This window comes from Halobacteriovorax sp. XZX-3 (genome assembly GCF_043196495.1).
GTDB lineage: Bacteria > Bdellovibrionota > Bacteriovoracia > Bacteriovoracales > Bacteriovoracaceae > Halobacteriovorax_A.
Window position 1 is genome coordinate 1,935,182 of record NZ_JBEBMO010000001.1, and the last position, 14,347, is coordinate 1,949,528.

Below are 14,347 nucleotides of genomic sequence, written 5' to 3' on the forward strand. Positions count from 1 at the left end.
TAAAATTATTTAAAATATAAATATATTATAACATTAAGCATAAGGGTGTTAATAGTTATGAATCATATTTTGATAGGAAGTCTTGATCAAGGTGGTGCTGAAAGACAAGTATCATATTTATCTCAAAAGGATTTCATTGACACTGTATTCTCTTTTACTAATATAAATTTTTATCAAGTTGATAAGCATAGGTCAATTTTAAGTATTTTTAATATGAATAAGATTGCATTGCTATTATTTGCTCCATTTGCTTTAGCTATACGTATAAGTAGCCGTGATACAGTAATTTCTTTCATGGAATTAAGTAATGTGATTAATATATTAACAAAACTGATAAAACGACATAATGCTATTGTAAGTGTTAGAACAAATTTGAATAGATTTAAAAGTAGTTTTATTAAATATACATTTTTGAAATTAATTATATTGTTATATAAATTTTCAAATCTTATAATTATAAATTCAGAAGAAGGTAAGAGTATTTTAGTCCAATTAGGACTTCCTCAGGATAAGATAAAAGTAGTTGTTAATGCTCTAGATCTAGATTCAATTAAAAAACTTCAAACAAGCAAAAAAGCTTATAAAAGTATATTGTATTGTGGCCGTTTTAATAGTGTAAAAAATATTCATGGTCTATTGAATGTATTTAAAGAATTAAATAGTAGAGACCCTGAATATAGATTGTGTTTGATTGGAGATGGTCCTCTAAGAAATGAGATTGAAGAATATTTAATTAATAATAATCTTACTGAAAAGGTAGACTTAGTTGGTTTACAGAAAAATCCTTTTAATTATTTTTATCCTGGTTCTATTCTATTACTAACTTCATTTAATGAAGGATTACCAAATGTCTTGATAGAGGCGATGGCTTGTGGCCTCCCTATCATTTCTAGTGATTGTAAAACAGGACCTAGTGAAATAATAAAAGATAAGTATGGTGTTCTATTACCGATACCCATAAATACAACGGATTACAAACTCTGGGTAAACAGTATTCTGAACGTAAATGAAAACTATGATTATTATAAAAAACTCTCTATAGAAAGAGCAAATATGTTTGAGTTAAATACCATAATGAATACATGGAAATCATATATTAGTTAAAATCTATATATTCTGAGTACCATTCATTAAAAATTATTACATCCCAAAGAGGTCTTGACCAGTTTCGGATACCTTTCATATGTTCATCATATATTTTGTAAATAATGGATTTATTTAAATATGGATTTTCTCTAAGAATAATTGGAGTTGCCCAATCTTTTAATTCATTACGCAGCCAATTCTCAATTGGTACAGAAAACCCTTTTTTTGGTCTTTCAATTAGTTTTCTGTCTACGTACTTAAAAAGAAGTTCTTTTAATATGTACTTTCCATGATTATTTTGAACTTTATAATCTATTGGTAAGCGCATTGAAAACTCTATAATACGTTTATCAACTAATGGAGCACGAGTTTCTAGGCCAGTACTCATTGATGCTCTATCAACCTTAACGAAAATATCACTAGGAAGATAGGTTTTCATATCTAATAAGCACATTTTATCAAATAAGTTATCGCCAATATTAAAATTAAATTTTGCTGTTTGGTTATTTCCAAATATGAGTGGATTAATATTACCCCAGTGTTGTATGAAGTAATTGTATACTTCGATGTCAGATTTACTTTTAAATAGATCATTAAGTTTTTGTAACTTATGATATGAAATCGGTGAAATTTTATTAATAAATGGAATTCTTAACGACGGACTTAGTAAAGTAAGAGCCATTTTTACGAAAGATGGAATATTATTATTGTATTTAGCTAATTTAGTTGTCATCAAATAACGTTCGTATCCACAGAAGATCTCGTCACCACCATCTCCACTTAAGCATACTGTAACATGTTTTTTTGTTAGTCTTGATAATAGTAATGTTGGTAATTGAGAAGAATCAGCAAATGGTTCATCATAAATCTTCTTAATGTCACTTACTAGTGATATACAGTCTTCCGGTGTAGTATACAGTTCTGTATGATTTGTTTTAAGAAATTCAGCAACTTCTTTCGCATAAATTGCTTCATTATAAATTGAATCATGAAATCCAATACTAAATGTATTAATTGGTTTATTTGAAATAGTTTGTGCAATAGCAGAAACAAGTGAAGAGTCTACACCTCCTGATAAGAAACATCCAATAGGGACATCAGAATCAAGTTGTTCATTGATTACTTCTTTTAGTATTTTATCTAAGTCGCTTAATGCAGAATCGAACGATTTCTTATATGTGTTTTTATTTTTTTTATATTCATTATCGATTGACCAGTATTTATAACTAACTTCCTCGAAATTAATTGTATTAATTTCGACTATTTCTCCAGGTTGAACTTTTGAAACATTTTTAAAAATTGACTGCTGTTCTCCAATATAACTATGAGAAAAATAATTTTCTAGTGCCTTATTATCTAATTCTTTTTCTATAAATGGTGAGATTGATTTAAGTTCGGAAGAGAAAAAAATATTCTGTTTGTCTTTATATTTATATAATGGCTTCTCGCCAATTCGGTCACGACATAAATACAGTAAGTCTTTCTCGGTATCTAGAGCAGCAAATGCGTACATACCAATGAGTTCTTCGCATGCTTTCTTTATACCAATTTTTTCAATAAGCTCTATAAGTACTTCAGTATCGCTACTTGAAGTTGTTTCTATTTTATATTTCTCTTTGAGTTTTAAATAATTATAAATTTCACCATTAAATACAATCACATATTTTTTTCTTTTCGAGTACATTGGCTGTGAGCCATTATTAGACAAGTCGTGAATGGATAATCTTGTATGACCTAAGTATATATTTCTGACATTTGTAAAATTATTTGAATTTGGACCTCGATGCGAAATAGATTGATTCATTTTTTTTATAATATCAGTACTATTTATATCATTGTATTTAGTAATGTATCCGTTAATTCCACACATTCAAGACTCATTTTTTAAAGTTTAATATAAATTTTAATATTTTTTTAGGTGTATAATAAAGCATTAATGTTAAATAAAAGTATTCGTGTTGGAAAAGTATCTTTTTCTTTAGTAGTTTATTTTTTGTGAATACTTTAAATTTGTTAAATTGCTTATTTTTTAAATATACTAATGCGTTAAGTGATTCTAGCCTAGATATTCCGTAGTTTAGCGATTTTTTATGGTTTATGTATGAGCTAAGTGAGTTTAAGATTTCAATACTAAGCTTGTATTTTTTATACTGTAAAACTGGATTCGAAGTGAATGAACTTGAATGTTTTCTATATTGTGAAAAGGTTTGATTCTTGTAATACGCATCACCTGTTCTTGTTGATAAAATATGTAATATGTAGTCACCAACATATCCATTATGTTTTTTTATAAATAGATCAAAATCAAGTGAGTTTAGTCTGTACATTACTGAAGTGTTAAGTACAAATGTGCCGTGTTTTACAAATTGTTCTTGTTTGAAAAAGAAGCTTTTATTAGGCTGTTTAATGTTCGAAATTTTGTTTCCTTTAGAATCAATACATTCTACTCTATGATAGCATGCATTTACATTCAAAAATTTTTCCATGATATTTAGTTGTGCATTGATTTTTCCCGGGAGCATAATATCATCTCCATCAAAAGGTATTAAGTACTTCCCTTCTGCTGCCCTATAAAGCCTCAGGTTATTAGATATGCCATTGTCTCCCATGTTTTTATCATGAGTTAAAACTGTTATAATTTCTGGATATTCTTTTTTATATATATTGACAATCTTTAAGGTATCATCGCTTGAGCAATCATCGCCAATGATTATCTTGTAGGGAACTTTAATCTTTTGCCTTAGGATTGATTCGATACATTTTTTAATATATTTTTCATGGTTGTAAGTAACAACAGTAATAGTTAATAGAGTTTCATTTTTCATTTTTTTATTCTTGTTAAAAGTTTTCTAATTAGAGTTTTAAAAGATAATAGAATATATGAGTACGCTAAACTAATGAAAATAAATATACAAAAGTACATGTTTAATTCAAAGCAATTGAATATAGTATAGAAGAGTGTAGCAATTATAAGCAGCACTAATGGTCTTGTATAGACCTTAGTTATTTCACATAGTGTTACATTGATTTTTTTTAGACAAATGTAGGAGATTAATGTCACGATTGTAAATGCTCTTAAGCACTCTAGATAGATAAATGTTTCAATATCTGTAAAGAACAATGACGAAATTGTTAAGAGTTTAGTTGTTCTCTCAATAATGTTTACATAAAATATTAGTTTTGTTTGATTTGTTGCGATTAAAAAGCTTTCATTTAAAATACCAAATAAACCTGGTAGCAACGTTAATGCTCCATACTTTAGGAAGAAAGCTATGTTGTGCCAGTCTTTATTCATGAACGAAGCAAGTTCATTATTAAAAATTAGTAGTACAATGTAAAAAGGTGCGAGCAGACTTGTAAGAACTGTTATTATGCTAAGATGTTCTTTTTTTATTGAGGTTAAATCACTTTTACTATAATGAGGTAGCAGTACCCTGTTGAATGCATTGGTAGAAAATTGAATTGGTAGGTTATTAATTCTAATTGACGTATTGTATATACCTAAAGTGGAAATGTTATTTACTCTAGGTATTATTACTTTTTCAATATTTGAGATGACTAGAAAGCTGACTCTAGTAAACATTAGATATCTGATTTCAAAAATAATTCTCTTTAATAATTCACTGTCAAATTTTCGAAAATTTAATGAGGTTTTTATCGATAAATAAAACACAGTAGTTATTATTGTTTGTGAAACTAGATTTAGCGAAATAAGTGCTTCAAGATCATATTTGAAATAAGTAAGTATAAAAGAACAAGAGAGTGAAATAATGTACGAGCTCGCTTCAATAAATGCAATTCTTTTAAATTGTCCGTTTTTCTCTAAGCTAGCCTTTGAAGGTGTTTGAAATGCTATGGTAAAATAATAAATAATAATTAAGTAATATGCGTTATTAAATGCTTTAAATGACTCAGAAGGTATGATGTACGGAGCTATGTAATATGTCGCAATACTAAATATTAGTGCATTAAATAAGGATAAGTAAAGTGCTGTAGTAAAAAGTTGCTCTCTTGAATCACGGCTCCTAACTAGGATTTGAGATATGCCAGGGTCAATTATTATTGATCCAAGATTTGTGAAAACCTGTATAAGAGTAAATAAACCAAATATCTCTGGAGAAATGAAACGGGTTAATAAAAGGTATCCTATTGAGTTAGTAGCTCTTGCTATAAATACGGAGAGCGAATTATAGAATAAGTTTTTAATAATTAACATAGGGTTACTTGAAGCAGTTTGCGACTTGCTCCCTTGTTGGGAAATTATCAGGAATTTCTCGACGAATAATTTTTTTCTCTTGAGTGAAGGGGTAGTTTCTTGTAATAAACTCTGTTTCAGTGTAATCTTCATACCTATGGCTAATCGCTAGCCTGACATCCTGATTTCCTGTAAGACAACTTTTATGTACTAAAAATGATGACATTAGTACTAGGTCGCCTGGGTTTGCTTCAATATCTACAAATTTCATTCCAGTTAAATTGTCGTCAAACGGGCTGTATACGTGATTATGTTGAATACCTCTAAGTAGCCCTTTGAGGTGTGAGCCAGGTGCAACTTTGATAGTGAAATTTTGACTATTAACCTTTGTTAGTGGGGCCCATGCTATTATAGTGTTTAAGCTACTTTGTAAGGAGGTCCAGTCTTGATGTTCAGTAATTCCAAAATATCCATTCTCAAATTTTAAATAATTAGACATAATATGAAACACTGGGGTAGTTTGAAGTGTTAAGCCTTTAATTCCAAGGTTAGAAATTATTCTTGTGATGTTTTCGTTCGTAAAAAATTTAAAGCTCGAGAGTGTCTTAGGTAATAACTTAAGTGTAGATAGATATATTTCTTTATCGTGATTATAGAGGGTTTTAAAATTCTCATGTATGCAATTACTCGTTGAAAGCTTGTGAACACTTATAGTATTTAGAAGAATTTTATTATATTCATTAAGTAGTGCAACCGATTCAGACGTAGTAAGATTTCTTAGAACTAAGTAGCCTTCTTTATTATATTTTTCTTTCAAGTTGTTCAATGTTTCCATCTGTTATACCTAGTGTTTTTCTGTTTAATTTTTCTATAATGTGATATTATATTATCCTAAATTTAGGAGAATTTATACATGATTAAAAACAAAATAATTATATTTGGATTGAGGGATATAGCCGAACTTGCACATTATTATCTTAGTGCTGAGAGTGATGTTGAGGTAGTTGCTTTCACTGTTCATGGAAAGTTTTTAGATAGAAGTAATTGGAAGGGATTGCCAGTTATCCCATATGAAGAAATTGAAAATACTTACCCTGTGGATGAGTATAAATTATTTGTACCGATGACTGGGAGCAGGATGAATAGAGATCGGAAAGATGTCTATCTTCAAGGAAAGGAAAAAGGGTATGGATTTTATAGTTATATAAGCCCTTTTGCTACAGTATTAACTAATAGAATTGGTGAGAATTGTTTTATATTGGAAGATAATACTATACAGCCTTTTGTTGAAATTGGAGATAATGTAGTAATGTGGAGTGGAAATCATATTGGACATCATAGTAGAATTGGCGATCATGTGTTTTTCACATCGCATGTTGTTCTTTCTGGTCATTGTAATGTTCATGATTTTAGTTGGTTCGGTGTTAATTCTACAATTTCTAATGATGTCTCCATAGGGGCTGGAACTCTAGTAGCTATGGGGTCTTTAGTAACAAAGGGGACTGAAGAGTGGGGATTGTATATGGGCAGTCCTGCAAAATATATAAAATCTTCAGAAGACATAAATGTTTAATAATTTAAAAGCAAAAAAAATTGGAAGAGTATTCAATCCTAGTGATTATTCACTCGTTTCACATGCTCAAGTGCCCGTTCCACTTATTATAAATAATAAGCTTAGAGTGTTTTTTTCTTCACGATCGATCGATAATATAAGCCATATCTACTCTGCTGACTTTTTTTTAGATAATAATTTTTCTCTGAGTCATTTTGAAAATAAACCAATCCTCAAACCTGGAAAAATGGGGGATTTTGATGATTCCGGAGTGATGCCATCGTCAATAATTAGGCACGGCGAAGAAATTTGGCTTTATTATACTGCTTGGAATAAAAGAGCAACTGTGCCTTATCACAATAGCACGGGCTTGGCATGCAGTAGTAATGGAGTAGAATTTATCAGAAAATTCAATGGCCCTATTTTAGATAGAACTAGAGAAGAACCGTACTTGGCGGTTATGCCTGATGTCGTTAGAGGTAGAATTTGGGAGATGTGGTATTGTTCAGGTACTGGCTGGGAATATCATCAAGATAGATTTGAATCCAAATATGTAATAAAATATGCTTTTTCTGAAAATGGTATTGATTGGAATAGGCCTTCAAAAACTTGTTTAAAAGATGATTATGTTTATGCATCTCCAAGTGTTTTTACTATAGAGGATACAACTTTTATGCTTTTTTGCTATAGAGCTGTAACTGACTTTAGAAGTAATAAGGATTCGGCATATAAGATTGGACTCGCAAAGAAGTTTCAAAATTCTTGGCGAGTTATTGATGATAATTTTATAGAATATGGTGAAAAAGGTGAGTGGGATGATGCTATGATTTGTTATCCAAAGTACTTTTATAATAATGGGAAACATTATGTTTTATATAATGGTAATGATTTTGGAAAAACTGGGTTTGGTTTGGTGGAATTAGTATATGAATAATAAGATAAATGTAGTCAAACCATATTTACCTAATAAAAAATCATTTTTAAATAGAGTAGAAAAAATTCTTGAAAATTCCGTCTATACGAATAATGGGCCGTATGTCAATGAACTTGAGGAAAAGCTATGTGATTATCTTAATGTAAAGAATGTAGTTTTAGTTAATAATGGGACATCTGCTTTGTCTTTACTATATAAAGCACTTAATTTGAAAGGAAATGTCCTTACAACACCCTTTAGTTTTGTTGCTACAACAAGTAGTCTACTTTGGGAGGGGCTAACTCCATACTTTCTTGATATTTCACCTAGAGATTTTAATATGGATTTTTCAAGTATATATACACAAGATATTCCAGATATAAGTTGCATACTTCCTGTGCATGTATTTGGACATCCTTGTGATGTATTTAAAATTGATAAGTTTGCTAAAGAGAAGAATGCAAAAGTCATCTATGATGCTGCTCACTGTTTTGGAGTTAAAAAAAGTGATAATAGTATTCTTAATTATGGTGATGCTTCAATATTAAGTTTTCATGCAACAAAGCTTTTTCAATGTATTGAAGGGGGGGCAATTGTAACGAATGATGACTCTTTGGCAGAAGAAATAAGGAGCTTAAGAAGCTTCTCGATTAATAGGAAAGGTGAGATTACAGGTGTAGGTATAAATGCTAAGATGAATGAATTCAGTGCTGCAATGGGACTAAGTCAATTGGAAGTAGTCGATCAAGCTATCAAAGAAAGAGCTATTATATATGATCATTATTATGATTGTCTTTCTTCTAAATATTATTTTCCAGAACTTGATAGTGATGTAGAGTGGAATTATTCTTATACTGTTATTTTATTTGAGGATGAAGAAATCCTTTTAAGTAAATTAAAAGAGTTAAATGAACAGAATATTTATCCTCGTAGATATTTTTACCCAAGCCTTGATACCTTATTTAAAGGTGATGTTTTGTGCGATGTTTCTGGTTCAATTTCAAAAAGAGTCTTGTCTTTACCAAATTATCCGGGTTTAGAAATGTGTATTGTTGATACCATAATTCAAATATTATTGAGGTAGTTATTAAAGTAGCAGTTATGCAACCATATTTTTTACCATATATTGGTTATTTCAGATTAATTTCTAAAGTAGATTATTTTGTTATCTTTGATGATGTTAATTATATTAAAAGAGGCTGGATTAATAGAAATTATTTTTCAATAAATGGAGAGGCAAAGCTGTTAACACTAAAGGTTAAGAAGGCAAGTATAAATAAGAAGATTAACGAGTTATTTTTACTTGATGACTCTGTCGAAGAAGTGAAAAAAACTTTACAACAATCTTATAATAAGAATCCTTTTTCAAATGAAGTTATAGATAGGCTTTTGAAGCCTTCCTCTTTGTTTGATAATAAACTGTCTCACTATCTTAGTTGGCAGTTGCAAGAGATTTCAAGCTATTTAAGCTTGGATGCAAAATTTATTTGTTCAAGTAGTCTAAATATACTTGATGAACTCAGGGGTCAAGATAGGGTTATTGAAATTTGTAAAGTATTGGGTGCAACAGAATATTTCAATTTACCTGGTGGTAGGTCTTTGTATGAAGTTGAAAAATTTAAAGAATCAAGAATTGAGTTAACTTTTTTACCTGAGTTAGGGGATTTAGATAGTAAACTTTCCTTCTTTGACACAATGACAAAATATTCAGTAAATGATTTAACAAAAATGATAGGTGTGATGTAAATGACCAATCTTAAATATGGTGCGAATAGATTTAAAGAATTTCCTAAAAAATTTAAAGAAGATGATTTTTGGAAGCAAGTTAGTTGGACTGTCAATGGAGATGATATATCTGAACAAGATATTTTATATATTACAGAATCAGCTATAAAGCATTTATCACTAGATTCTAACTCACATCTCCTAGATTTAGGATGTGGTAACTCTGCTTTATCGAGCAGATTTATTGGGAAGCTTGGAACTTACTTAGGAGTGGATTATTCAAAATATTTAATCTCTATAGCAAGAAAGTACTTTCAATATCAGAATGCTAATTTTTTGGTGTCTAATATATTAGATATTTTTGATAAAGATATTAACTTCACACATTTTAATAAAATATTTTCATATGGTGTTTTGTCGTATTTGGATGATGCAAGTGTTATAAAGATATTCGAAAATATAAGTACTAAATTGATAAATGTAGATAGTATATATATTGGTAATATTCCCGATATAAGTAGAGCAGAAAACTTTTTCTATTCTAAGGATGACATGGATAGGATGTTGCATGATACAAAGTCTGGTATAGGTGCATGGAGAAGCGTAGACTTTTTTTCAAAAAGTCTTTCAGAGTTAGGTTGGATGGTAGAAGTAATACTAATGCCTAGTGACTTTTTTGCTTCCCACTATCGTTTTGATATTATAGCAAAGAGGGATATCCCTTAATGTTACCTTATGTAACTTAAAATAGTTTTGGATATACCTTCTTCAAATGTATACTTAGAAGACCAGCCTAGTTCTTTTGATATCTTGGTTGTGTCGATTGCATATCGGTAATCGTGTCCTAGCCTATCCTTTACATGTGTAATTAGTGGTTTGAAATAATCTTTCTCTTTTTTAAGTGTTAGGGACATTTTTTCACAAATAATGTTAGTTAGTTCAAGGTTGGTAATTTCATGATCACCCCCTATATTGTATACTTCACCAACTTCTCCCTTATTAAAAGTAGTGAAAATGGCAGAACAATGATCTTCAACAAAAAGCCAGTCTCTAATATTATTACCATCACCATATATAGGAATAATTTTATTATTTAATATGTTATTTATAATTTTTGGAATTAGTTTTTCACTATGTTGATTTGGGCCATAATTATTAGAACAGTTTGTGATAACAGTATTAAGGTTATAAGTTTTGTGGTAGCTTCTGACTAGCATATCTGAAGAAGCTTTCGAGGCAGAGTAGGGGCTGTTTGGTTGATATTGACTTTTCTCTGTGAAGTACCCTTTTTCCCCGAGGGATCCATAAACTTCATCAGTTGAAATGTGATGAAATCTAGAGGTCTTTAATGTATTGTTGTTCTGCCATTGTTCTAATGCTATTTGTAGAAGAGTGTGTGTGCCCAAGATATTTGTCTTAATGAATGCATCAGGTCCATTGATTGAGTTATCTACATGTGATTCAGCTGCAAAGTGAATAATGTCAGATATTTTATACTTTTTAAAAACTTTTAAAAGATTTTCTGAGTTGCAGATATCTCCTTTTTCAAAGTTGTACCTCGGATTATTTTGAAAAGACTCTGTATTATTTAGGCTACCTGCATATGTTAGTAAATCATAATTAACGATTTTGTCTTTTTTGTTGTTTTTTAGGTGATATTCAATATAGTTTGAACCGATGAATCCAGCACCACCTGTGATAAGTATTGTTCTATTCATTTTTAACTACTCTTTTTAGGTATTCAGAATATGAATTATTTTTAAGTATTGAAATTGTTTTGTTAATATCTTCTTTGGTGATCCATTTTTTTATATAGGCTATCTCTTCGAGGCATGCAATTTGTAAGCCTTGTCTTTTTTCTAGTGCGTAGACAAAGTTACCAGCCTCTAAAAATGATTCATGTGTCCCAGTATCAAGCCAGGCTATTCCACGTCCTAGAATTTCCATTTTGATCTTGTTTTCGTTTAAATAGGCATTGTTAATGCTTGTAATCTCTAATTCGCCACGTTCAGAAGGGATTACGTTTTTTGCTTTTTCAATCACAGAATTATCATAGAAATATAATCCCGTTACCGCATATTTTGACTTCGGTTTTTGGGGTTTTTCTTCTATGGATAAAACATTCTTGGAATCATCTATTTCTGCAACACCATAGCGTTCAGGATCATTAACATAATATCCAAATATAGTAGCGCCTTCAATTAGTTTTGCGTTGTTTTCTAACTTCTCTCTTATACCTTGTCCGTAGAAAATGTTATCACCTAAAATTAGGCAAACAGATGAAGAACCGATAAAGTTTTCTCCGATTAGAAAGGCTTCAGCTAGACCATTTGGTTTGTCCTGTACTGCATATTCCAAATTAATTCCATATTGTGAACCATCACCCAGTAAATCTTTGAATAAAGGCAAATCTCTTTGGGTTGATATTATTAATATATCCCTAATGTTCGCAAGCATCAAAATGCTTAATGGATAATAGATCATTGGTTTATTGTAAATTGGTAATAATTGTTTTGATACTGAGTATGTTGCTGGGTAAAGTCTGGTCCCAGAACCACCTGCTAGGATAATACCTTTCATTGCTTGTTCCTGTATTCATTAAAAAAGTGTTTAACTGTTTGATTAAGTCCTTCTTTCACAAGTACTTTAGGAGTGTAGCTTAAGAGAGTTTTGGCTTTGCTAATATTTGCAAGTGAATGTTTAATGTCACCTTTTCTAAAACCTAAATACACAGGATCTTGGATAGATATTTGTGGATCTAATTCATGTAGTGAATTATTAATTATTTTGTAAAGATCGTTTAAGCTTGTTTGTTGTTCACAGGCAACGTTGAAAACTTCACCGAAGGCACTATTGTTATTAGTAGTTGAAGCTAAAATATTTGCATAAACAGCATTGTCTACATAGCAGAAGTCACGAGAAGTTGTTCCGTCACCATTTATATTAGGTATGTTTCCTTCTAAAAATTGGCCTATCCATTTAGGAATTACAGCAGCATAGGCTCCATTGGGGTTTTGCCTCGGTCCAAAAATATTAAAATATCTCAATCCAATTAACTCCATTCCGTATGCATTTGTATACGCATCTGCATAGACTTCATTGATTGCTTTAGTTGCAGCATATGGAGATAATACTTTCCCAGTATCTTCTTCAGTCTTTGGAAGTTTAGGGCTATTTCCATATACAGAACTACTTGATGCATAAACAACTCGTTTGATATTGTTTGCTCTTGCAGCTTCAAGTATTGAGATAAAACCGTTTACATTGTTATGGTGAGAGTCAACTGGATGGTTTATACTTCTCGGGACAGAGCCTAGTGCTGCTTGATGAATTATTTTGTCGCAACTATTTGAGAGCTCTTTCATTTTTTCGGTATTGCAAATATCTGCATTGTAAAACTTAAAAGAAGCTTGAGGATTTTCTATTGCAAGAGATTCTAGATAGTCAATGTTTGACTGTAGTCCAGTAGTGAAATTATCGATTGCTATGACGTTTTGATCGTTTTTAATCAGAAAATCACAGATATGAGAAGCTACAAAACCTGCTGCTCCAGTAACAAACCAATTGTATTTTTGATCAAGTTTCATTATAGACTCCAATAAATACCTTTATGCATTCCATTTAAAAAGTTTTTAATATCTAGGATAATAGTATCGTCTGTGATTAGTTTATCTAGGTATTCTTTAGTATATGTCTTATGTGAAACAGCACCTATTACAACATTAGAATTTTGTAGATCTTCTATGTTTCTTACTATCTCTAGACCATATTCATGAAGAGCTTCGTCTTTAGATGCTTCTGGTTCGTGAATTTGAACCTTGATTCCGAAAGACTTTAGTTCATTTATAATATCGACAACTTTTGAATTTCTAAGATCTGGGCAGTTTTCTTTGAATGTTAAACCAAGAATAGTAACAATTTCTGAAGAAATATCAATTTTATTTTTTATCATTAACTTTATTGCTTTTTCAGCAATAAACTTTGGAATATAGTCGTTAATTTTTCGACCACTTAAAATAACATTTGGATGGTAGTTTAATTGTTCGGCTTTGTGTGTTAGGTAGTAGGGGTCAACACCAATACAGTGACCTCCGACTAAGCCTGGTCTAAAGTTTAAAAAGTTCCACTTTGTTCCTGCTGCTTCTAAAACTTCTAGTGTGTTAATATTCATTCGATCAAAGATTAGTGCTAATTCATTGATAAGGGCAATATTTACATCCCTTTGTGTGTTTTCAATTACTTTTGCTGCTTCAGCAACTTTGATACTTGATGCCTCATATACACCAGCAGTTACTACACTTTTATATACTTCTGAAATAATTTTTAAAGATTCCTTGCAACAGCCGGACACTACTTTTGTAATTTTAGTGAACGTGTGTTCCTTATCTCCTGGATTAATTCTTTCTGGTGAGTAACCAACCCAGAAATCTTGACCATGTTTTAATCCTGAAGTTTCCTCTAGAATTGGAACACAGATTTCTTCTGTTACACCAGGATATACAGTTGACTCATAAACTACAATATCACCTTTTTTGAGAGCTCTTCCGACAGTATTACTTGCTCCTTTTATTGGCCTAAGATCGGGTTGTTTTGAGTCATCAATAGGAGTGGGAACTGCAACAATATGAAAATCAGCTTCTTTCAATAGGGAGATACTATCTGTAAAAACAAGCTCAATATCTGGAAAGTCGTTAAAGTCGATTTCGTTAGTAGAGTCATTTTTTTTATTGAGTTCATCAATTCTGGATTTATTAATATCAAAACCAATTACTTTTGAGATTTTTGCTAGATTTACAGCTACAGGAAGACCTACATAACCAAGGCCAATTACAGATATTTTTCTCATTTTTTACCTTTAAATAAGTGTATTTATTTG

14 protein-coding genes are annotated in these 14,347 nt (G+C 30.6%); 6 read left to right on the plus strand and 8 right to left on the minus strand.

What is annotated here, in order from left to right:
• Positions 1–57: 57 nt before the first annotated feature.
• Positions 58–1,104, plus strand: a complete 1,047-nt coding sequence (locus ABMA70_RS09315; protein WP_392993990.1) for a glycosyltransferase — start codon at positions 58–60, stop codon at positions 1,102–1,104.
• Here the strand turns inward: ABMA70_RS09315 and asnB are convergent.
• The 4 genes from asnB to ABMA70_RS09335 are packed head-to-tail and all read right to left on the minus strand — an operon-like array spanning position 1,097 to position 6,116.
• Entirely contained in the window at positions 1,097–2,956 is a 1,860-nt protein-coding gene (asnB, locus tag ABMA70_RS09320) for an asparagine synthase (glutamine-hydrolyzing) (RefSeq protein WP_392993987.1), read from the minus strand. The genes ABMA70_RS09315 and asnB overlap by 8 nt on opposite strands.
• 7 nt (positions 2,957–2,963) lie before the next feature.
• Positions 2,964–3,911, minus strand: a complete 948-nt coding sequence (locus tag ABMA70_RS09325) for a glycosyltransferase (protein ID WP_392993984.1) — start codon at positions 3,909–3,911, stop codon at positions 2,964–2,966.
• Positions 3,908–5,302, minus strand: coding sequence for an oligosaccharide flippase family protein (locus ABMA70_RS09330; RefSeq protein ID WP_392993982.1), 1,395 nt, complete (start codon positions 5,300–5,302; stop codon positions 3,908–3,910). The genes ABMA70_RS09325 and ABMA70_RS09330 overlap by 4 nt, the downstream gene beginning before the upstream one ends.
• Before the next feature lie 4 nt (positions 5,303–5,306).
• Complete coding sequence (locus tag ABMA70_RS09335; protein WP_392993979.1) at positions 5,307–6,116, minus strand: phytanoyl-CoA dioxygenase family protein; 810 nt, start codon at positions 6,114–6,116, stop codon at positions 5,307–5,309.
• Between the two features lie 78 nt (positions 6,117–6,194).
• Here ABMA70_RS09335 and ABMA70_RS09340 point away from each other — a divergent pair, with 78 nt between their 5' ends.
• From ABMA70_RS09340 to ABMA70_RS09360, 5 genes are read left to right on the plus strand one after another with little or no spacing between them, the layout of a single operon-like run.
• The gene (locus ABMA70_RS09340; RefSeq protein WP_392993976.1) at positions 6,195–6,854 is read left to right on the plus strand and encodes an acetyltransferase; all 660 of its coding nucleotides are present in this window, start codon (positions 6,195–6,197) and stop codon (positions 6,852–6,854) included.
• Positions 6,847–7,767, plus strand: coding sequence for a hypothetical protein (locus ABMA70_RS09345; protein WP_392993974.1), 921 nt, complete (start codon positions 6,847–6,849; stop codon positions 7,765–7,767). The genes ABMA70_RS09340 and ABMA70_RS09345 overlap by 8 nt, the downstream gene beginning before the upstream one ends.
• Positions 7,760–8,830, plus strand: coding sequence for a DegT/DnrJ/EryC1/StrS family aminotransferase (locus tag ABMA70_RS09350; protein ID WP_392993971.1), 1,071 nt, complete (start codon positions 7,760–7,762; stop codon positions 8,828–8,830). Before ABMA70_RS09345 ends, ABMA70_RS09350 begins: the two co-directional genes overlap by 8 nt.
• Positions 8,831–8,847: 17 nt before the next feature.
• Positions 8,848–9,492 (plus strand): WbqC family protein, encoded by a 645-nt coding sequence (locus ABMA70_RS09355; protein WP_392993968.1) that lies wholly within the window; start codon positions 8,848–8,850, stop codon positions 9,490–9,492.
• Entirely contained in the window at positions 9,493–10,197 is a 705-nt protein-coding gene (locus tag ABMA70_RS09360) for a class I SAM-dependent methyltransferase (RefSeq protein WP_392993965.1), read from the plus strand.
• A 2-nt stretch (positions 10,198–10,199) separates the two neighbouring features.
• Here ABMA70_RS09360 and rfbB read toward each other — a convergent pair whose 3' ends face one another.
• Genes rfbB through ABMA70_RS09380 form a run of 4 tightly spaced genes read right to left on the minus strand, consistent with a single transcriptional unit; the run spans position 10,200 to position 14,317 of the window.
• Positions 10,200–11,189, minus strand: coding sequence for a dTDP-glucose 4,6-dehydratase (gene rfbB / locus ABMA70_RS09365; RefSeq protein ID WP_392993962.1), 990 nt, complete (start codon positions 11,187–11,189; stop codon positions 10,200–10,202).
• Positions 11,182–12,051 carry a glucose-1-phosphate thymidylyltransferase RfbA gene (gene rfbA / locus ABMA70_RS09370; protein WP_392993959.1) on the minus strand — a complete coding sequence of 290 codons (870 nt, stop codon included), beginning with the start codon at positions 12,049–12,051 and terminating at the stop codon, positions 11,182–11,184. Before rfbA ends, rfbB begins: the two co-directional genes overlap by 8 nt.
• Positions 12,048–13,058, minus strand: coding sequence for an NAD-dependent epimerase/dehydratase family protein (locus tag ABMA70_RS09375; RefSeq protein ID WP_393022186.1), 1,011 nt, complete (start codon positions 13,056–13,058; stop codon positions 12,048–12,050). The genes rfbA and ABMA70_RS09375 overlap by 4 nt, the downstream gene beginning before the upstream one ends.
• A complete protein-coding gene (locus ABMA70_RS09380; RefSeq protein ID WP_392993954.1) occupies positions 13,058–14,317 on the minus strand; it encodes a nucleotide sugar dehydrogenase in 1,260 nt (419 codons plus the stop codon). The genes ABMA70_RS09375 and ABMA70_RS09380 overlap by 1 nt, the downstream gene beginning before the upstream one ends.
• Positions 14,318–14,347: the final 30 nt, after the last annotated feature.

Coding starts and splice junctions, on each gene's coding strand:
- asnB (WP_392993987.1), bottom strand. CDS start 2,956: ATGTGTGGAATTAACGGATACATTACTAAATACAATGATATAAATAGT.
- ABMA70_RS09325 (WP_392993984.1), bottom strand. CDS start 3,911: ATGAAAAATGAAACTCTATTAACTATTACTGTTGTTACTTACAACCAT.
- ABMA70_RS09340 (WP_392993976.1), top strand. CDS start 6,195: ATGATTAAAAACAAAATAATTATATTTGGATTGAGGGATATAGCCGAA.
- ABMA70_RS09360 (WP_392993965.1), top strand. CDS start 9,493: ATGACCAATCTTAAATATGGTGCGAATAGATTTAAAGAATTTCCTAAA.
- ABMA70_RS09330 (WP_392993982.1), bottom strand. CDS start 5,302: ATGTTAATTATTAAAAACTTATTCTATAATTCGCTCTCCGTATTTATA.
- rfbB (WP_392993962.1), bottom strand. CDS start 11,189: ATGAATAGAACAATACTTATCACAGGTGGTGCTGGATTCATCGGTTCA.
- ABMA70_RS09345 (WP_392993974.1), top strand. CDS start 6,847: ATGTTTAATAATTTAAAAGCAAAAAAAATTGGAAGAGTATTCAATCCT.
- ABMA70_RS09350 (WP_392993971.1), top strand. CDS start 7,760: ATGAATAATAAGATAAATGTAGTCAAACCATATTTACCTAATAAAAAA.
- ABMA70_RS09355 (WP_392993968.1), top strand. CDS start 8,848: ATGCAACCATATTTTTTACCATATATTGGTTATTTCAGATTAATTTCT.
- ABMA70_RS09335 (WP_392993979.1), bottom strand. CDS start 6,116: ATGGAAACATTGAACAACTTGAAAGAAAAATATAATAAAGAAGGCTAC.
- ABMA70_RS09380 (WP_392993954.1), bottom strand. CDS start 14,317: ATGAGAAAAATATCTGTAATTGGCCTTGGTTATGTAGGTCTTCCTGTA.
- rfbA (WP_392993959.1), bottom strand. CDS start 12,051: ATGAAAGGTATTATCCTAGCAGGTGGTTCTGGGACCAGACTTTACCCA.
- ABMA70_RS09315 (WP_392993990.1), top strand. CDS start 58: ATGAATCATATTTTGATAGGAAGTCTTGATCAAGGTGGTGCTGAAAGA.
- ABMA70_RS09375 (WP_393022186.1), bottom strand. CDS start 13,058: ATGAAACTTGATCAAAAATACAATTGGTTTGTTACTGGAGCAGCAGGT.